Source organism: Hymenobacter bucti (assembly GCF_042681145.1).
GTDB classification, from domain to species: Bacteria; Bacteroidota; Bacteroidia; order Cytophagales; family Hymenobacteraceae; genus Hymenobacter; species Hymenobacter bucti.
Genome location: NZ_JBHUFD010000001.1, coordinates 1,299,246 through 1,319,317, shown reverse-complemented (window position 1 = coordinate 1,319,317; position 20,072 = coordinate 1,299,246). Strand labels below are relative to the sequence as shown.

Genomic DNA, 20,072 nt, shown 5'->3' with positions numbered 1-20,072 from the left:
AAGAACGAGCCGTTGGGGTGCGATTGCTTCGTCGTTCCTCCTCGCAACGACAGACACTATATTTACTCCTTACCCCGGCCCAACTGATACAATCCTTCGACGGGAAAATGGTCGGCGTACGGAATTTCGGAATGGATGCGGCATGCCAGCACCCGCCACTGCGGGCCGGCAAACTGCTGGTCGATGCGCAGCACCGGCGGCAGGCGCCCGTGGTAGGTATTGCCGAGCCCGAAGCCTACCGTGGCCCAGGCGTTTTGCAACTCGCTGGCCAGCTGCGAGTACGCGTAGGAATACGGCAGGTCGTTGAGGTCGCCGGCCAGCAGCACCGGGTAGGGCGAGCGCCGCACGTGGGCCAGCAGCGTATCGGCCTGCCAGGCGCGGGCCGCGGCGCCGCGCGCAAAGCGACCCAGCAGGCTGCGGCCCTTGCGCTGGAAGCCCGCCCGCGACGAGCCCGCCGCCACAATGTCGCCCTCATCAAGGCTCATGCTTTGCAAATGAGTATTGAAGATGCGCACCGTGTCGCCGCGGCCGGGGCCCGCCACATCGACCCACATGGCGTGGTTCTGGGTGAGGCGGCCAAACGTGATTTCGCCCCGCCCCACAATGGGCAGCCGCGAGAAAATAGCTAGCCCAAACTCGGCCCCTATGCTGTTGGTGAGCGTTTTGGACACGAATACCTGGCGGCCGCTGCCTGCCCCCAGCCGCTCGCCCACCCGGTAGAGCTGGCCATCGTTGGAGTGCGTGCCGGCCGGCTCCTGGTAGTATTCCTGCAGGCACAGCACGTCGGCTGGGCTGGCCGCCAGCCACGCAATGGCCTTGGCCGGGGCGGCGGGGTCGAGCTGCCGCAGCTGCGGGTACACGTTGAAAATGCGCACGTTGTAGGAAAGCAGGCGCAGGGTGTTGCTTCGGGCCTGGTGCCTAGGTGCCTGGGAGGTGGCGGTAGCTCCTTCGGCCAGCGTAGCTGATGCGGCGCTACCTAGGTGCAGCGGCAGGCCGCGCTGCACCTGCGGCCAGGCCAGCGCCAGCCCCGCCAGTGGCAGCAGCGCCACGCGCCAGTTGCGGCGCAGCCAGTAAAGCGCCACCAGCGCCACCAGCCCCAGCCACAGTGGCACGGTGAGGGCCAGCAGCGGGGCCAGCGACCAACTGCCGGCGGGCACCCGCTCGCCCAGCAGCACGCTTAGGGCCAGGCCCAGGAGCACCAACCAGGTAAAACGATAACGAAACAAGCGGCGCACCAAGGCAACAGGGCCGCCGGCCGAGTGGCCACCGGAACGGCAAAAATACGCCCGGCCCCACCGGCGTCCCTAACTTAATTTTCGGCTGGTGCTGGCGCGTGGGCGGCGCTAGCGTAGCTTTACCAGTAGTTTGGCCGGTCCATTTTATGCAAAAAAACCTTTACTTGCTCCTCTCCATCTTGCTATTGGCAAGCCGCTTAGCTACGGCCCAGGTTACGCCCGTTACCGATGGGCGCACGCTGCAGTTTATCCCTAACCAGGGCCAGTGGCCCGCGGCGGTGCGCTACGCCGGGGCGGTGCCGGGCGGCCACCTGTACCTAGAGCCGACCGGGCTGCACTACGTGCTGCTGGAAGCCATTAGGCACCCGCACGAGCCGGCGGGCCACGCCCCCAACGCCGGGCAGCTAACCCGCCCGGCCGCGGCCCTAAAAGCGGCCAACCTGCCCGCCGCCGATAGTCCCATTCGGGGCCACCAGCTGCGAGTGCGCTTCGTGGGCGCCGATGTTACGACGCCGCTCGTGCCCGCCGAAACAACCGGCGAAACCTACAATTACTTGCAGGGCAATGACCCGGCGCGCTGGGCCAAGGGCGTGCCGAGCTACCGCCAGGTGCGCTACCAGGCGCCGTGGCCGGGCATCGGGGCGCGGTTTTATGAGAATAAGCAGCAGCAGCTGGAATACGATTTTGAGCTGGCCGCCGGCGCCAACCCGGCCCTGGTGAAGCTCAAGTACCAGGGCGCCAGCAGCCTGCGCCTGGGTAGCGACGGCCGCTTGCACGTAGGCACCAGCGTGGCCAATCTGACCGAGCTGGCGCCGCAGGCTTACCAAACTAACCCCGCCACCGGGCAGCCGCAGCCCGTGGCCTGCCACTACCGCCTGAACCTCGCCGACTCGACGGTGACCTTTGCCCTAGGGCAGTACGACCGCAGCCGGCCGTTGGTCATCGACCCCACGGTGCAGTTTTCGACTTACACCGGAGCGCGGAGCGATAACTGGGGCTTTACGGCGACCTACGACGCGGCGGGCAACATGTATTCGGGCGGCATTGTGCTGAGCGAGTTTCAAGCTTCGCTCACCAGCTTTCCGACTACGGTCGGGGCCTTCCAAACTCAGTTTGGCGGCGTCATTGACATTGCCATCATCAAGTATAATACGGCGGCGAACGGGGCGGCTTCGCGGGTCTGGGCCACCTACCTGGGGGGCGACTCGCACGACTACCCCAGCAGCCTGGTTGTGAACAGCCAAAATGAGCTGGTGATGCTGGGCACCACCTCGTCGAGCAACTACCCCACCAGCGCTTCGGCAGTGCAGCGGAATTTTCGGGGAGGCACGGCGGCCGACCCATTTGGCGACGCGACGGGCGACAGCTTCTTTCTCGTCTCGCGCGGCACCGACATCGTGGTGACGCGCCTGAACAGCAACGGCGGGCTGGCCGCCTCGACCTACCTAGGGGGCAGCGGCACCGACGGGCTGGTGCCCTTCGTGCAGAACTCGACCGCCCGCCAGCTGCCGCAGAACTACGGCGACGCGTTTCGGGGCGATGTGCTGACCGATGCGGCGGGCAACATCTACGTGGCCTCGGTAACGAGCTCCACCGATTTTCCGACGACCAGCGGCAGCTTCGGCACCAGCAGCCGGGGCGGCACCAGCGACGCGGTGGTGCTGAAGCTGCCCGCCGCTCTCAACACCGTGACCTGGAGCGGCTACCTAGGGGGCAACGCGGCCGATGCGGCCTACTCGCTCCAGCTCGATGCCAGCAGCAACGTGTACGTGACCGGGGGCACGCTCAGCCCCAACTTTCCGGTGACCAGCGGCGCGCTCCTTACCGCTGCCCAGGGCAACGTGGATGGCTTCGTGGCGCGCATCGCGGCCAATGGGGCCAGCATTCAGCGGGCTACCTACCTAGGCACCAGCAGCTACGACCAGTCGTACTTTTTGCAGCTCGGGGCCGATGGCGGGGTGTACTTGCTGGGCCAAACGATGGGTCCCTGGCCCATAACGGCCGGCGCGTACAGCAACGCGGGCAGCCACCAGTTTATTCAGAAGCTGAGCGCCGACCTCGACCAGCGCCTGCTGAGCACGGTATTTGGCAGCGGGCGCACCACGATAGACATCTCGCCCACGGCCTTTCTGGTTGACCAGTGCGACCGGGTGTACGTGTGCGGCTGGGGTGGCAACAACAACCAGGCTATCTACACCTCGGCCACCTTCCGGTTCAACGGGTACACGCACGGCCTGCCCGTGACCACCAACGCGGTGCGCAGCGCGCCCGATACGCCGGGGGCCGGCTCCGACTTTTACCTGGCGCAGTTTTCGCCGGGCCTCACCCGCCTGCTCTACGGCACTTACTACGGCAATGCGGGCGTGAACTCTGTGGGCGACCACGTGGACGGGGGTACCTCGCGCTTCGACCCTAGGGGGGTGGTTTACACCGCTGTGTGCTCGTGCAGCAACAACGCCAGCTTTCCCATTCCGGCCGGCGCCTACAGCTACTCTACCACTAATAATAGCTCGAACTGCAACAACGCGGCCTTCAAGCTCAATTTCGAGCCGCAAACGGCCACCGTGGGCCTCGACCAGACGGTGTGCGCCACCGCGGCGGCCGTGCCGCTGGTGGGCACGCCCAGCGGCGGCGTGTGGACGGGCGCCGGCGTGACGGGCTCGGTAACCGCGGGCTACGTCTTCACGCCCAGCACGGCGCTGGTGGGGGTGCAGACCCTGACCTACACCCTGGCCGGCGTTATTCCGGTGTGCACGGCCACGGGCACGCAGCGCATTACGGTGGCGGCGGTGGGGCCGGCGGTGCTCAGCGCGTTGCCCCAGGCCGCTTACTGCCTGCAACCCGGCACTACTATCGCGCCCGTGGCGCTGGTGGGCAGCCCGGCGGGCGGCGTCTTTAGCGGGCCCGGCGTCACGGGCAATCAGTTTTCGCCTACTGCCGCGGGGCCGGGCCGGCATACCATTACGTATGCTATCAGCGCGGGCACGCCCTGCGCCAGCCTCGCCACGCAGGTAGTGACGGTGGTGCAGGCCACGGCCGGCGCCGCGCTCACGCTCTGCGTCAGCAGCCCGGCGGTAGCCCTCACGAGCGGGCAGCCGGCGGGTGGCACGTGGTCGGGCCCCGGCGTGAGTGGGTCGGCCGCCACGGGCTACGTCTTCGCGCCCACCGCCGCCATGAGCGGCACCACCCAAATCTTGACCTACAGCGTGCCTGCCCCCGATGGCTCGTGCGCCGCCACTACCACCCAGAGCGTGACGGTGGTGGCTGGGCCGCAGGTGAGCGTGCGCAGCCTACCCGGCGTGTGCGCGGGCAGCGGGGCGCTGGCCCTCACGGCGGGCCAGCCGGCGGGCGGCACGTGGTCGGGCCCCGGCGTGAGCGGGTCGGCCGCCACGGGCTACGTCTTCACGCCCACGGCGGCTCTACTAGGTACCCAAACGCTAACGTATACCCTCACCTCGGTGCTGGGCTGCACGGGCCAGGCCACGCTCACCGTAGAGGTGTCGCCGGCTGCGGTGCAGATAGCAATGCCCGCCGACACAGCGCTCTGCCCCGGCAGCAGCCGCGCGTTTCAGCTGCGTGCCTCGCCCGCGGGCGGCGTTTGGAGCGGCACGGGCGTCACGGCCAGCGGTTTGTTTACACCACCTAGCGCGCCGGGCACAGTGGCGATGCTTTATACGATGGGGAGCGGCACGCCCTGCGCCACGTCGGCCACGCGGCGCATTACGCTGCTGGCGGCCCCCACGCTGGCGCCCACCGAGCAGCCCCTAGTATGCCGCGCCGATTCGTCGGTGGCTAGCAGCTCCGCGCCGGCCGTGGCGCCGTACACGGTGCGCTTCAGCCAGCCCAGCGTTTCGCTGCTGGCCGATGCGGTGCTAACCTGGGACTTTGGCGATGGCAGCGCCCCGGCCACCGGCCTAAGCGTGTCGCACACGTATACTAAGCCCGGCAGCTTCCAGCCCACGGCCACGCTGCGCTACAGCGGCAGCCACTGCTCGGTGCAGGTGTCACTGGCGCCAGTCCAGGTGCAGGAACCCTTGATACCCAACGTCTTTACACCGAACGGCGACCAGCAAAATGACTTCTTCGCGCCGCGCCTGGGCGGCTGCCAGCCGCGCCTGCAAGTGTTCACGCGCTGGGGCCAGAAGGTATACGAAAGCCCCGCCTACTTCAACAACTGGGACGGCCAGGGCCAAGCGGCGGGCATCTACTACTTCCTCATTACCCCCACCGATGGCCGCGCGCCCATTAAGGGCTGGGTCGAGCTGATTCGGTAAAAACGGCCGGTAGCAAGACCACCCCAACGCGGCGGGCGGCTCCCTAGGGGGCCGCCCGCTTTTGTTTGCGGCGTAGTGAGCGGGTAGTTAAAGCAGTCTTCAGGTTAGGGCTCAGTCGTTATTCAAAGGGTCGAAACTCCAGCTGGTGCGCCCCTGCACCTTGCGCACACTAACCTGAAAACCACTCTGGGCCAGTGCCTCGTTGCGTTTGCCAGCCAGCGTACGCTGCTCCCTTGCCTTAAAATAGCCTTAAAATATATAAGCCGCACGAGCTGAATTCTGCGCCTGCCTAAGCGCGGGCGGGGCAGCGGCTCAGCGCGCACCTGTCAGCGGCCTAGGCTTACAACTCAGCGGCTAAGCTCGACGTTAGTAAGCGCTACCCACGGACGAGTTAACAATTACTTAACATACTGGTCGCGCCACTCGGGCACCCTATTTGCCGTACATGTAGCTGAATAATAGCTATTTTAATATGAATAGTTCTATATTATCTCCCGCCCATTAGCCTACTTATCACGCTGCTTCATCACCGACTTCTGCTACTTAGTGAGTAACGACATTACCATTGTAAAAAACGAGGCGGGCGTGGCCAAGCCCACCATGAAACGCTTCGCCGTGAATGTGGCGTCGCTCTTCAGCGTCCAAATCGCCAACTTCCTGCTGCCCCTCCTGACCGTACCCTACGTGGTGCGCATCATCGGGCCCGACAAGCTGGGCCTGCTCAACTTCTCGCAGGCCTACGTCACGTACTTCAGCCTGCTGATTAACTACGGCTTTGACATGGCCGCCGTGCGCTCCATCGCTGCCAACCGCGACGACAAGGAAGCCACCAACCGCATTTTTAGCCAGGTAATGGCCGGCAAAGCCCTGCTGTGGGTGCTCTCGACCATTGTCTTCACCATCGTCACGATGGCCAACCCCGAGTTTCGGGGGCATCTGTTTTTGCACGTCTGCACCTACCTCGTGTGCATTGGCACAGTACTGTCGCCCTTCTGGCTCTACCAGGCCATGGAGGACCTAGGGCGGGTGGCCATCTTCAACCTAGCCGTCAAGCTCATTTTATCGCTCTCGGTATTCTTGCTCATTCACAAGGCCGAGGACTATTTCTACCAGAACCTGGCCATCAGCGCCTCGCAGATTATCGTGAGTGTGGCGGCGCTCTACGTGGCTATGCGGCGCTTCCACATCAAGTTTACCTGGCCCACCGGCCCCGAGCTGCGCACCCGCTTCAAGGAAGACCGCACGATATTCTTCTCGTCGGTGATGATTACGATTTACGCCAGCTCCAACGTCTTCATCCTGGGGCTCATCAGCCTGCCCTACAACGTGGGTATCTACTCGGCCGGCACCCGGCTCGAGAGCATGGCCGACTCGTTTGTGGGCTTGGCCCTCAACCAAGCGCTGTTTCCGGTGGTGGCGCAGGCCTTCGGGCAGGGCCGCGAGCAGGGGCTAAAAATGGTGCGTACCACGTTTTTTCCGCTGTTCTTTTTGATGGTGCTCGTGGCGATTGGGCTCTGGATAGTGGCGCCCTTCTTCATCACACTGCTCTACGGGGCCAAGTTTCAGGAAGCCATTACCATTCTGCGCATTGTATGCGTGCTGCCGCTCATCATCGGCCTGAGTAGCCTGTTTGGGCTGCACACCATGCTCAACCTGCGCCTCGACCGGGCCTTTTTCATGGTTACGGCCGTGGGTTCGGTTGTCGGGCTGGGGTTGAATTTACTGCTCGTCAACCGCTTCGCGCACATTGGGGCGGCCTACGCCCTTGTTCTCACCGAGCTCTACATCACGCTGGCCATGTACGGCTACCTGCGCTGGAAGGGCTACGATGTCGTCAAGCTCTCGCACTTGCACGAGGCCATTGCTTTTACCAAGGCCCGCGCGCAAACCCTATTAAATCGTAAACCTAGCGTATAATATAATGTCTAAGGAAACTGTTGCAGCTGTGCTGGTTACGTATAACCGCCTCGCCGACCTCAAGAAATGCGTGGATACCCTGCGCGAGCAAACCCGGCCGCTCGAGGCCATTTTTGTCATCAACAACGGCAGCACCGACGGCACCGAGGAGTGGCTGGCCACCCAGCCCGACCTGCGCGTGACCACCCAGGCCAACCTAGGCGGCGCGGGCGGCTTTGCCACCGGCCTCGACACGGCCTACCGGGCCGGCTACACCTGGCTCTGGTGCATGGACGATGATTGCCTGGCCGCGCCCGACGCGCTGGCCAACCTGCTAAATTCGCCCAACCTAGGGCCGTGCATCAAGAACTCGATGTCGGTGAGCGTGAACAGCCGCGACGAGCTGGCCTTTTTTGTGGACCGCCCCAACCAGTCGTACCGCAAGGTGAGCGACATGGAAGGTCTGGACTTGATTTACGGCGTGGCCTCGTTCTTCAACGGTACGCTGGTGCACTCGGGCGTAGTCGAGGCCATTGGCGTACCCGATAAGAACCTGTTTATTTGGGGCGATGAAGTTGAGTACATGACCCGCGCCCAGAAAATGGGCTTCCCCGTGGTGACGGTGCCCAGCAGCGTCTTCTACCACCCCGCCTCGTTCGACCGCGACGGCATTCCGTGGCCCGCCGCCTGGAAGCAGTACTACGCCGTGCGCAACCAGCGCCGCGTGCTCCAAAACCAGTTTGGCAACACCTTAGGGCGCGTGCTTTTCGCCAGCTGGGCCACCAAAGCCACCTTTCAGCAGGCCATGTCGAAGCGCCAAAACCGCTTCTACAACTTCTTGCTCTACGGCGAGGCCACGCTCGACAGCCTGACCAACAACTTTCGCAAGCGGCCCGATACCATCAAGACCTTGCAGCTGTATAAGCGCAATCATAAGTAACCTAGGCTACTTTAGCCAAAAGGAAAGGTCGCCCTGGATTATCCAGGGCGACCTTTCCTTTTGGCTAAAGTAGCAGAGCTACAGACCTATCGAGGGCGGCGGCGGACCCTGGTCACCCCGGGCCACGGGCGCGGCCACGCCCGTGAAAGTGCATTCCAGGATGCGGTGCCCGGCAATGCTGGTGGGAATGGTGCGCACCACGCGCACTTGGCCCGTTTCCAGAAACTCCTCAATCTGATAGTGGCTGCGCTGGTCCATCACGTAGAAGCGCGGGAAGCGCTGGGTATTGAACTCGTTGAGCCGCACCACCTGCGGCACGTGGTAAATATTGCGCAGCGACACGATGATGCCGTAGTCGATGGTCGAGCTGAGCGTGGGCGACTTCAGCGCCGCTGGCCAGTCGAGCAGGAAGTACGTGTTGGGCCGCAGGTGCTGGTACCACACCGGCAGGAAGTAGTCGGCCGACTCGAAGAACAGCGGGTACTGCGGATTGAGCCCCGCCAGGGGCGGCAGAATCACGCTCGGGAAGATAACCGTCTTGCGGTTTTGGTAGAAGATAAACGGCAGCAGCAGCACCGCGTAGGCGGGCAGCCAAAGCCCCCGGCCCGGCACGGTGCCCGCCCGGAAGAAATAGTGGTAGGCGTAGATAACCACCGCCGCAAATAGCAGGTGGTTGGGCCACATGTAGCGGTTCAAAAACACCGAGGCTACCGTGAACGAGGCCACCAGCGTGAGCACCGTAGTACCCAGGGCCACGAAGCTGGCTTGCAGAAAAAACAGCGCCGCCGGGTCCTTCACCAGGTCGGCGTAGCCCTGGCGCAGCCGCGGCACCCCTAGGTAGAGGATGAGCCCCACCACGGCCGCTACCCGCAGCACCGGCAGAAATTGCAGATAGGGCCGGGCCTCCAGGCTGGCCGACACGGTGGGCAGCAGGTCGCCGACGGTGTGGAAAAACGACTGCAACGTGGGCAGCGGAATCCAAGAATGGGGCTTGCCAATCTGCGATTGCAGCCGAAAATTGGTAAACCAGCCCCCAAACCAGATGCCGGCCACGGCCGCCAGCGCGCCCAGCACGCGCAGGTACTCCCAGCGCCGCGACCACAGCAGCAGGCCGAAGAAAAAGGCCGCCATCGTGGCCACGTAGAGCAGGCCGAAGTTGTGGGCATACACCACGGCCGTGCCCAGTGCCACCTCCAGCAGCAGTACCCCCAGGCGCGTGGGCGCGGTGGTAAGGCGATGCGAATTGAGAAAAAACAGCATGTGGAGCAGCGAGAACAGCGCGTAGCTCCGCACCTGGGTGGCGAGGGTAAAGTTGAGGTAGGTGAGGCACACAAAACCCGTCAGCACCACAAAATTGGCCACCGGCCTACCTAGCAAACCCGTGATGTAGCGGTAAAACAGCGCCACCGTGAGGGCAAAAAACACCACCGAGCACGAGCGCAGAAACAGCGGGCTCATGCTGATGCCGTGGCCCAGCAGCCAATAAGCGTTCATGGTCAGGGGCGGGTTGGCCTCCAGGCCGCTGACCACCGCCTTATTGGCGTGGGCCAGCGAGGCATCCGAAAGCAGCACGTAGCTACTCACCTCGTCCATCCACAGCCACCGCTCCTTGAAAAAGAGCGAGACTATCAGGCCCGCCGCCAGAATAATTAAAATTGCTACACTCAGCCTAGTAGTTTGCCACCGAGTAGAAGGTATTATCATAGAGCTGATAAAGAGGTATGTATTGCTAAAAGTCAAAAATAAAGCTGGACTGTAGTTGGCCACCGCCCACGCGCACACCGAGCGGCCTTGGTGGCCGCCCGGTGCGGGAAAAATTACGTAAGTAGCTGGGTGAGTTGCTTAGCGGCTGCAGGTTATTTCTGTATCACCTGCAAGCTGACGCGGGGGTTGGGGTCCGTGTCGCTACCGGCCGTGGGGTCGGGGGCCTCGTAGGCCGTAGCCGCTAGGTGGTCGGCAGGTACCCCTAGGCGCACTAGCACCCTCTTGATAGCCTCGGCCCGTTGCTGGTACAGGCGCGGGTTAGGGCTAGGCTTGCCGGCCGCGCCGGTGTAGTCGCCAATCTTGACTTTGGCCGCCGGAAAGCGCTTCAGAATGCTGGCCACGTTGGCCAGTTGCCACAGCGACTCACTGGTAAGCGTGGCTTTGCCAGCATCGAAGGCAATGCGGTCAAACCCAATCCGGTTTTTCGTAGGGTCGACTAAGTTCACTTCCTGGCTTGGGTCAATCAAAAACCGGTAGAGCTTGCTTTCAGTTGAAGTAGCCTTGATAAACTGGCGCGTCCCATTCTTGAGCCTGAGCACCACCGGCATTACTAACCTAGGGGGCGCCGCCCGGTTAGCCACTGGCCCGGCCGCGTAGCGCTCCGAAGTTGCCCCCGAGCTGACCACTGGTCCGGCTACCGGGGTGCGCGCTATCGTCTCAGTGGCTGCGCTGCCCTCCGGCCGCGTGGCGAGGATGTAGCCAAATTCGGCGGCGGCTACCACGCTCATCACCACCAGCAGCACATTGGTTGGCTTGGTAAACCAGGACGCAAGGCCGGGTGTGGCCGCGGGCGCGAGCGCGGGCCGGGCCACCACCCTAGGTGCCACCGGCGGCGCCAGAGATACTGGTGCCGGCACCGGCACCACCGGCACCTGGTGGCGCGGCCGCAGCCATTCGGCCAGCTGCTGGGCCGTCCAGCGCTGCTCGGCCACCAGCGCACCGATAATTACTAATGCGGCAGCGGGCACCAGCCCGAGCAAATAGCTCACCGTGGCCACCGATACGCCCGTTGCGGCGGCCGTGGCGCTCACCGTGCCGTGGTAGCGGTCGTCGAGCACCTTCCGGAGTAGGTTACCGCCTGGGGCGGCGGTAGCGGCGGTGGCCGGCTCCACCGCGGCGGCTTCGCTCGCGGCGTGCCAGAGCGCGTCGAGGGTGCTGGGCTGGCCCGCCAGCTCGGCAAAGCTACGCATCACCAAACCAGCTACTTGTGTTATGGCTCGCTGCAACGACTCGGGCTGCTCCAGGGCTTGCACATCGGCTCGCACCAGGTTATGCTGAGAGATGAAACGGAGTACTTCATCTGGCATTTGTTGCAGCAAGACCATACGGCGGGAAGGAGCGGATGTGAGGCGAGGGAGCGTCTTTACTTCAATAAGTATTTCTTAGTTACGAGAATAATTAGTCGGGCAGTTTGATAACCTTTAATTATGCAAAACCTGTAGATACCGGCTGGCCGTTCGCAAGAAGGCAAACGCAACTGCTCGGCGGAAACCGATTCCGGCTTTAGTTAACCTAAACCGTTGCGTTTCTAATCTGGCACTCAACAGGTGAGTAAAGAGTCACTTTGCATTCTCACCCTTTGGCTGGTGTAGCTACAGCCGCTCTACCTGGCCAGTGGTGTACACGACAAACGTGGCGCTATCGAGCAGCATAAACCCGCTTCTAGCTCTCGTGCGGTAGGTGTGCCTAACCGCGGCACCTAGGCGCGCAGTGTCCGCGGCCCCATCAAGCTTGGTGGCGAGGGCGAGCAAAGAGTCGTTGTACCTGTTGGCTTTGCCGTAGCGCGCTTTGAATGCCGCTGTTTTAGCTGGGGCATCGCGGCGGGCCAGCGAGGCTTTGTAGTTGGCAAGTGCCTCTCTACGAGACGCCAGCGCGTTGTCAAACAGCTGCATGGCCACCACGCCTTGGCTGGCTGCTTCGCTCGCTTTGGTGTAAGCCGTGGGGCGGCCCCAGCGCACGGGCTCGTACCCCGCAAAATCGGCGGTGTTGGCCCTGATGTAAGCGGCCACAGCCTGTCGCACAGCGGCAGCATTCGGCTGAGCCTGAGCTAGGGCGCCAACCGGGGCCGCCGCCGCGGGCTCAGACGGCGGGTTGCAGCTGGCAGCAGCAAGCAGCCCGACTAGGGCAAACGCTTGTTTCATAAAAATTAAATTGCACTGACGCGGTAACCGGTACCGAGGTATCAACCCCCTAGTGCTTGCCCCCCACCCGTACGCAGCCCGCCGCGCCAACTGCACTTTACGACAACCTGTAGCCGAGAGTTGCCTCCGCCTGGGCACTTTGTTTATTCTTATTTCTTCTTTGACCAAGCAGGCTTGGCAACGTAGCGGCCTACAACCTAAACTACCCTGAGTTTCGTATCTGCCGCCGGGGCCTGGCCCCTGTCCTCACTTACTTTTGGTAGCCACCTGCATTTTGTTTGGTGCAGCCAAGTAAGTATCTTAGTATTTGAATACTTAGGATATACATCCATTTATTTCATTCTTTAAGTAAAATGCGCCCACGCATGATTTCACGTTTCCGACTGCAACTAATTATTTTAGGGGGGTTACTGTTAGGCTTAGGCGGCTGCGTTACCCAAAGCAAGCTGCCTTATCTGCAAACGGGGGCCTACTCGACGCAGAAGCCTCTTCAAACCGAGAATATTCGCCCCGTATATAAGCTGCAGGCGGGCGATGTGCTGAGCATCCGGGTGCAGAGCGTGCAGCCGGTGCTGAGCGATATCTTCAACGTACCCGGTCCCCAGACTATCACATCGAGCGACCCCGGCACCCTTTACCTCACCGGCTACGCCGTCGACGACACAGGCAGCATCCATCTGCCCACCGTGGGCCGGGTAAAGGTGCAGGGCCTGAGCATGGAAGAAGCCCAGGCTTTTTTACAGCAAAAGGTAGCCGCCTACGTGCGTGATGCCAACGTGCTGGTAAAGCTGCTGAGCTTCAAGATTACGGTGCTGGGCGAAGTTCGCGCCCCGGGCCGCTACTTTATTTACAACCCCCAGGCCACGGTATTTGAGGCTCTGGGCATGGCCGGCGACCTCACCGAATTTGGCAACCGCGAGAACATCAAGCTCATCCGCCAAACTCCCAAAGGCTCAGAGGTAGTGCTCATTAACCTGACGGACGCTAACCTGCTGAAGTCGCCTTACTACTACCTGCTGCCCAACGATGCGCTGTACGTGGAGCCCATGAAAGCCCGCACGAGCCGCGGCAACGCTACCAACCTAGGCATTGTGTTTGCTGGCATTTCAGCGGTAGTGCTGTTGCTCAGCTACATCGTCAACAAATAACTACTCTTGGCCTTCCTTCCGGGCCCCACTTATTTCTGCTATAAAGTATGGACACCCGACCTGCACCTTTCTCTGCTGAACTGGACCTAAATGAGCTATTTTTCAACCTGCGCCGCCGGTGGCCGGTTTTTCTGATTTCGCTGCTGGTAGCCGGCGCGCTGGCCTGGACTTATCTAAAAGTAAAATCGCCGACCTACGACTTCAAGGCCACGCTGCTCATTGGCGACCAATCAACGGGTTCGAAGCAGGCGCAAGAGCTCCTTCAACTGCTCGATAGCAAGCCCAAGGGCCTGAAGCTGGAAGATGAAGTGGGCCTGCTCACTTCCTCCGACATGCTGCGACGTACTCTGGCGCAGCTGCCCTTCTCGGTAAGCTACTTTGCGGAGCCCGACTCGTGGCTAAACCTGGTGAAGCCGCTGCAAGTGCGCGAGCGGGCCGCCGGCGACATGCCTTTTTGGGTGACCGCGGTGCCCAACCGGCCGCAGCTCACGGGCGTGCCCATTTACGTAGAAACGCTGGCCGACAACAAGTTTCGGGTGCACGCCGATGCCAAGCGCGGCGAGCTGCGCCAGCTAGCCACGGGCGACCTGGTGCGCGAAGTGCAGGATGTAAAATTTGACCAGGTGGTAGCCGCTGGCGACACGCTGCGCAGCGCTTTGCTGACGGTAGTATTTCGGCCAGAGCCCGACCAGCTTAGCGGCCAGGGCGGCCATTACTTTTTTAAGCTCAACGACATCAACAGCCTCGTGGGCGAGTATCAGTCGCGGCTCAAGGTGAAGCCCACAGACCACGAGTCGCGCATTCTGGAGCTCACCACTACGGGCACGGTACCAGCCAAGGAAACGCAGTTTCTGAACACGCTGATGACCACCTACGTGCAGGACGACCTGACCCAGAAAAACCAGGTTGGCGGCAAGACTGTGGCTTTTCTGGACAACGAGATTGCCAAGCTGGCCGAGTCGAAATCGCGGGCCGGGCAAAGCCTGAGCAGCTTTCGCGCCTCCAATAACGTGGTGGACGTAAGTGCCCAATCGGGCGCCGGTATCCAGCAGCAAAGCGCCCTAAATTCTGACCGGGCCCGGTTAGCAACCAACCGCCGCGTGTACCAGAATCTGCTGTCCTACCTGAAGGCGCACCGCGACCCCAGCGACGCCGTGGCCCTGAGCAGCAACGGGGTGGAAGACCCCGCCACGACCGGCCTCATCCAGCAGCTATCCGACCTAAACAGCCAGCGCTCGGAGCTGACCGTGAATGCCAGCGACATCAATCCCGTTGTGCGGGTACTGGACGAAAAAATCGGTACTACCAAAGAACTGCTCATTCAAAACCTGAGTAGCCTGGTAGATGCTTCGGCCAGCGCCTTGCGCGACGCCGACCAGCGCTTAGGCGCCGTGCGCGGCGAGCTCAGCCGCATTCCTGAGAACGAGCGCCAGTTGGGTACGCTCACGACCACCAGTAGCTTCAACGAGAAGAACTACAGCTATTTGGTAGAGAAGCGCAACGAGGCCGCCATTGCCCTGGCTACGAACTCGACCGATAAGAAAATCGTGGATGCGGCTAAGCAAAACGGCACCGGGCCTTCGTCGCCCAAGCCGCTACTCATCGGGCTGCTGGCGCTGCTGGCTGGTATAGTACTGCCCGCCGGCGTGGTGCTGATGCAGGAAAAAACCAACAGCCGCGTGCAAAGCAAGGAAGACCTGGCCCGCCTCACCAACATCCCGATGCTGGGTGTAATACCGCACGGCACGACCCAGGACAAGCAGACGATGCTCAACGACCCGCGCAGCCCCATTGCGGAGGCTTTCCGGGCGGTGCGCGTGAACATGCAGTACTTGGCCGCGGGCCTCGACAAGCGCGTGATTGGCGTGACCTCGTCGGTACCCGGCGAAGGCAAGAGCTTCTGCACCGTGAACCTGGCCGCCGAACTGGCCCAGAGCGGCCGCCGCGTGATAGTGTTGGAGTGCGACATGCGCCGGCCCACGCTGGCCAGCTACTTCGACATCGACTCGCGCCGCGAGCACGGTCTGAGCACCTACCTGGCCGGCGACAGCACCTTCGACCAGGCCCGCCACACCACCAGCATTGCCAGCCTTGACGTGATGTGCTGCGGCCCCATCCCCCAGAACCCAACGCGCCTGATTGAAGGCCCCCAGCTGGCCGAGCTGATTCAGCAGCTGCGTGGGGAATACGACTACATTTTGGTCGACATTCCGCCCCTAGGCTACGTTTCGGAGTTCCTGGTGCTGCTGCAATACCTCGACGCCAAGATTTACGTGGTGCGCCAGAACTACACCGACCGGGCCTTGGTGGGGCAGATTGCCGAGATGCACCGCGAGCACAATGTCAAGCAGTTGTACATGGTTATCAACGATGTACACTTTGCCAACACCTACGAGTACCGCTACAAAGCTAATGCTTATAAATACGGAGCCTAGGCTCCCTTTTTACTAGCATTCGTATGGCAGTAACGACTCAGAATCTCGCCTCCACCGCGGTGCGGGGCGTGCAATGGACCACGGCCGCTACCGTGCTCACGGCCGTAATGCAAATCGGCTACACGGCCGTGATGGCGCGCTTGCTTGACCCCGCCGCCTTTGGCCTGGTGGCTATGGCGGGCGTAGTGCTGCGCTTCGGCAGCTACTTCGCCGAAATGGGCCTGGGCCACGCCCTGGTACAGCGCACCGACATCGACGCCGATGATGTGCGCGCCACGTTCACGGCCTCGCTGGGCCTGGGCCTGGCGGTAGCGGGCGTGGCGTGGCTGGCCGCACCGCTGGCCGTGTTTTTCCTCGATAATCAGCACGTGGTGCCACTGGTACGCGTGCAGGCCCTAGGGTTTATTTTGGTGGGCCTGGGCGCCACGGCCACCAGCCTGCTGCGCCGCGAAATGCGCTTCGAGGCCATTGCCAAGATTGAGGTGGCCGCCTACGTGCTGGGCTACGGCGGGGTCGGCATCACGCTGGCCGCGCTGGGCGCGGGCGTGTGGAGCCTGGTAGTGGCCAGCCTGGCCCAGCAGTTTTTTGCGGCCGCGCTGAGCTACGCCGTGGCGCGCCACTCGCTCCGGTTCATCTTCGACCGCGCCCCCTACGCCAAGCTGCTGGGCTACGGCAGCCGGGTATCGGTGGTGGGCTTTCTCGAATTCATCAACGGCAACCTCGACACGCTACTCATCGGACGGCTACTCGGGTCAGTGCTGCTGGGTATTTACAACCGCGCTTACATGCTGCTGTATTTGCCCATGTACTTCCTGACCAACAGCTTGGCACGGGTGGCTTTCCCGGCGTTCAGCAAGATTCAGAACGACTTGCCGCGGGTGCGGGCGCTGTACCTCACCAGCAGCACGCTGGTGGCTACCGTGGTGCTGCCGGTGTGCGCCGGCGTGGCCGTGGCGGCGCCTGAGTTGGTGCAGGTGCTCCTGGGGCCGCGCTGGGCGGCCTCGGTGCCGATTCTGCGCGTGCTTTGCCTCTCCATTCCGCTGAGCATGACCACCTTGTTTGCGGGCGTGGTGGCCGATGCCCGGGCCAACCTGCACCAGAAAATCATTCTGAACCTGGAGTTTACGGCGCTCCTAGGTACGCTATTCTGGCTGCTGAAGGGCTACGGCCTGGCCGGCATTGCCGGCGCCATCGGCACGGGCGAGATAGTGCGCACGTTCCTCTACATGCGCATCACGCACCGCGATATCAAGATTCCTTACTCGCGGCTGCTGGCCATCTACAAGCCTGGCCTGGTCAATGCGGCCGCTGTGGGCCTGGGGCTGCTGGCTGTGGCCACGGTCGTCCGGCCGCTGGGCCTGCCGCCGCTGCTGGCGCTGCTGGCCCAGATGGCAGCCGGGGCGCTGGTGCTGGGCACCGTAATACTGCGCTGGCCCTCGGCCGAGCTGCGGCCCATGCTGCAGACTGCCATCGGCAAGCTGCGCGGGCTGTCGGCCCTGCCCGCCTCGGTGCAGCCGGGCTTGGCCCGCTACACCGACTTTCTGGACCGCCGACCTGGCGTGCTGGCGGCCTTTGACGCCTTCGACCAACCGCTCGTGCCATGAATATCTTATTGACTTCGCTACAGGTACCGGGCGCGGCTTCGGGCGTGCGGGTGCACTACGAGCGGCTGGCCGCCTTGCTGCGTGCGCAGGGCCACCAGGTTACGGTAGTGACGCAGGACAGCCTGCGCCCGTGGGTGCGGCGCTCGATTGGTGCGGTGCGGCGGGCACTGGGGCTGCTGCCCGGCGCCCTAGGCGAGCGCGTGGGTATCGAGCTGGGCAACGTGGCCGAGATATTCTGCGCCATCGACCGCAACCAGCCCTACGACGTGGTGAACGCCCAGGACGTGAGCAGCGGCTGGGCCGCCCGCCTGGCCCTGGCCGACCGCGTGCCGGTGGTAGTGACCGGCCACTACAACGACCACCCCGGCGAGGAAGTCGTGAAGCTGCTCAATCTGCCGCCCACCAGCTGGGCCGCGCGCTTTGAGGTGCGCTGGTATAATTTCCTGCTGCGCCGCACCAGGTTTTCCCTAGGTATCTCCGAATACGCGCTGCGGCTAACGCTGCCCTTCCTGCCCGCCGGGGCGCGCACGGCCGTGGCCCACAATGGCGTGGACATGGCCGCGTTTGCGCCCGTGGCTAGGACGGCCGACACCGCCGGTCCCGACTTGCGGGCCATGTTTCCGGGCCGGCCCATCATTCTGAACATCGGCCAGCTCGAAGCCCGCAAAAACCAGCGCTACCTGGTGGAGGTGGCCGCCGAGCTGCGGCACCGCCACCCCGGCTGCGTAACGGTACTGGTAGGCAAAGGCGAGGACGAGGCGCTACTGCGCGCGCTCATCACCGAGCACGACCTAGGCAACGATGTAGTGCTGCTGGGCTACCACACGCAAATACCGGCCCTGCTGCACGCCGCTGACATCTACGTGCACACGGCGGCCCGCGAAAACTGCCCCTACGCCGTGATTGAGGCGATGGCGGCGGGTTGCCCCACCGTGGCCTTGGCCGCCGGCGGCAGCCCCGAGCTGCTGGCCGCCACGCCCGAGGCCTCGGTGCCCCAAAGCACCGCCCCGGCCGCGCTAGCCACCCAGCTGGCCGCGCTGCTCCAGGACCCGGCCGCGCTGCGCGACCTCCAGCAGCGCCAGTACGCCTACGCCCGCACCCGCTTCGATGTGGCCGCCATGGTGCGTAATACGTTAGCCTTCTATCGGGAAGCGGCCGGACTGGCGCCGCTTACTCCGCCCCAGCCGCAGCCCGTGGCGGCGCACGCTTGACCTTATTCTATCTTCCTCTAGCTATCCTTCTCTCGTTAGTTATTATTCAGTTAGCTCGATTTCTTATGAAAATTAATTTGCGCTTTCTCCTGGTTTTGCCGCTGTTGGCCGTGCTGGCCACCAACGCGGCTTTCTGGGAATTTATTTACGGGCCGCAGGTCGACCAGGAGCCGGAGGGTATTAAGCTTTACACCTACCTGCTGTTTGCGCTGTCGGTAGCATCCCTCGTGTTCTACGGGCGCTACATGGAGCCCTTGGTTCGCAAGTGGATGTACGTGGTGCTCGCCTGCATCGGGGGGCTGATGCTGGAGTCGTACGCCGACCAGGGTTCCTGGATGGCGTACCCGCACGTGTTTAGCAAGCTCTTTGTGCTGCTCATCATGTTCGGGGTCTACGCCTTTCACCGGCGCTTTGGGCTGCCCTCGATGAGCCAGCTCATTGGGGCGCTCACGTTCGTATTGCTGGCCAACCTACTGGTTTTTCACCGTGATTCGCTGAGCTTATCGGCTTTTGCCGAAAACGAGCGAGGCTTCGGCTCGGCGGCGGCCTACCTGTTTGTGCCCGTCACGCTGTACTGCCTCAATCGCTACCTCACCCACGGCAACGTGTTGATGCTGCTGTGCTTTTTTGTGTGCCTGCCGCTCATCATTTTCTTGCAGCACCGCTCGGTCTGGATTGCCACGGCCATTGCCGTGCCGCTCGACTTGTTTCTGCTTTTGCGCACACCGGGCGCTAGGTTTTCTTTCACGAAGGTGGTAATGCTGATTGGCCTGCCCGCCATCCTGGGTTCGCTGGGCGTGACGATGGTGGTGCTCAACAACCCCGAGGTGGTGACGCGCATGCAAACCAACGTGGAGGACATGGCCAACGCCGACAAGCAAGGCACCGGCAGCTGGCGCCTCAAGCAGATAGAATCGTACATGCCGCTGGTGTACAAGCGCCCCGTGGCGGGCTGGCGGCTGGAGGGCTTTGAGGTGCCCATGCAGTTCTATGACCCTAGCAACGACCAGCCCATGTGGGCCGACCGTACCGGCCACCACTTCCACAATTTCTACCTCGACCGGGCTTATTACTTCGGCATCATCGGCATTGTGATGGTGCTGCTGGTGCCCCTCATTCGGGTGGGGCAGCGGCTGTTTCAGCGCGGGCCCATGCGGGCCGATACGGCCTTGCTCATCTCCTATTTTGGCTGTTTGCTGGTATTCGGCGCGTCCTATGACTGGTCGACCTACCACTTTGGGCTGCTGGGGTTGCTGCTGGCCGCCGTGGCCGAGCCCGAACCGGAAACGCTAGCCCAGCCGCTGCCCGCCCACGAAGCCCCGGTGTGGGCCACCGCGCCCGCCGAGCTGGTTGCTTCGTAAAGCCGGGCTCCGGGGCGGCGCACCAACTGCGTAGCGCGGGCGCCCTGGCCCCTAGGTCCAGAA

Annotated in this window: 12 protein-coding genes; 8 read left to right on the top strand and 4 right to left on the bottom strand. The window is 62.9% G+C overall.

Annotated elements, in window-relative coordinates; translation table 11 throughout:
* Positions 1-62: 62 nt before the first annotated feature.
* Positions 63-1,226, bottom strand: a complete 1,164-nt coding sequence (locus ACFSDX_RS05410; RefSeq protein ID WP_382312180.1) for an endonuclease/exonuclease/phosphatase family protein — start codon at positions 1,224-1,226, stop codon at positions 63-65.
* Between the two features lie 155 nt (positions 1,227-1,381).
* Here ACFSDX_RS05410 and ACFSDX_RS05405 point away from each other — a divergent pair, with 155 nt between their 5' ends.
* The 3 genes from ACFSDX_RS05405 to ACFSDX_RS05395 all read left to right on the top strand — a co-directional run bounded on the left by ACFSDX_RS05405 (position 1,382) and on the right by ACFSDX_RS05395 (position 8,345).
* Positions 1,382-5,509, top strand: a complete 4,128-nt coding sequence (locus ACFSDX_RS05405; protein ID WP_382312179.1) for a DUF7948 domain-containing protein — start codon at positions 1,382-1,384, stop codon at positions 5,507-5,509.
* Between the two features lie 546 nt (positions 5,510-6,055).
* Complete coding sequence (locus ACFSDX_RS05400; RefSeq protein WP_382312178.1) at positions 6,056-7,426, top strand: flippase; 1,371 nt, start codon at positions 6,056-6,058, stop codon at positions 7,424-7,426.
* A gap of 4 nt (positions 7,427-7,430) precedes the next feature.
* Positions 7,431-8,345, top strand: a complete 915-nt coding sequence (locus tag ACFSDX_RS05395; RefSeq protein ID WP_382312177.1) for a glycosyltransferase family 2 protein — start codon at positions 7,431-7,433, stop codon at positions 8,343-8,345.
* Positions 8,346-8,423: 78 nt separating this feature from the next.
* Here the strand turns inward: ACFSDX_RS05395 and ACFSDX_RS05390 are convergent, their stop codons facing one another.
* The 3 genes from ACFSDX_RS05390 to ACFSDX_RS05380 form a co-directional block, all read right to left on the bottom strand.
* A complete protein-coding gene (locus ACFSDX_RS05390; protein WP_382312176.1) occupies positions 8,424-10,049 on the bottom strand; it encodes a hypothetical protein in 1,626 nt (541 codons plus the stop codon).
* A 152-nt stretch (positions 10,050-10,201) separates the two neighbouring features.
* Entirely contained in the window at positions 10,202-11,434 is a 1,233-nt protein-coding gene (locus tag ACFSDX_RS05385; protein WP_382312175.1) for an OmpA family protein, read from the bottom strand.
* A 267-nt stretch (positions 11,435-11,701) separates the two neighbouring features.
* On the bottom strand, positions 11,702-12,250 hold the full coding sequence (locus ACFSDX_RS05380) for a hypothetical protein (protein WP_382312174.1): 549 nt from the start codon (positions 12,248-12,250) through the stop codon (positions 11,702-11,704).
* A 365-nt stretch (positions 12,251-12,615) separates the two neighbouring features.
* Between ACFSDX_RS05380 and ACFSDX_RS05375 the strand changes: the two genes are divergently transcribed.
* The 5 genes from ACFSDX_RS05375 (at position 12,616) to ACFSDX_RS05355 (ending at position 20,009) form a co-directional block, all read left to right on the top strand.
* Positions 12,616-13,398: a polysaccharide biosynthesis/export family protein gene (locus ACFSDX_RS05375; protein WP_382312173.1), complete on the top strand. Its 783-nt coding sequence runs from the start codon at positions 12,616-12,618 to the stop codon at positions 13,396-13,398.
* 47 nt (positions 13,399-13,445) lie between these two features.
* On the top strand, positions 13,446-15,833 hold the full coding sequence (locus ACFSDX_RS05370; RefSeq protein ID WP_382312172.1) for an exopolysaccharide transport family protein: 2,388 nt from the start codon (positions 13,446-13,448) through the stop codon (positions 15,831-15,833).
* A gap of 23 nt (positions 15,834-15,856) precedes the next feature.
* Entirely contained in the window at positions 15,857-17,437 is a 1,581-nt protein-coding gene (locus ACFSDX_RS05365) for a lipopolysaccharide biosynthesis protein (protein WP_382312171.1), read from the top strand.
* The gene (locus ACFSDX_RS05360) at positions 17,434-18,648 is read left to right on the top strand and encodes a glycosyltransferase family 4 protein (RefSeq protein WP_382312170.1); all 1,215 of its coding nucleotides are present in this window, start codon (positions 17,434-17,436) and stop codon (positions 18,646-18,648) included. Before ACFSDX_RS05365 ends, ACFSDX_RS05360 begins: the two co-directional genes overlap by 4 nt.
* Before the next feature lie 65 nt (positions 18,649-18,713).
* On the top strand, positions 18,714-20,009 hold the full coding sequence (locus ACFSDX_RS05355) for an O-antigen ligase family protein (protein WP_382312169.1): 1,296 nt from the start codon (positions 18,714-18,716) through the stop codon (positions 20,007-20,009).
* Positions 20,010-20,072 lie beyond the last annotated feature (63 nt).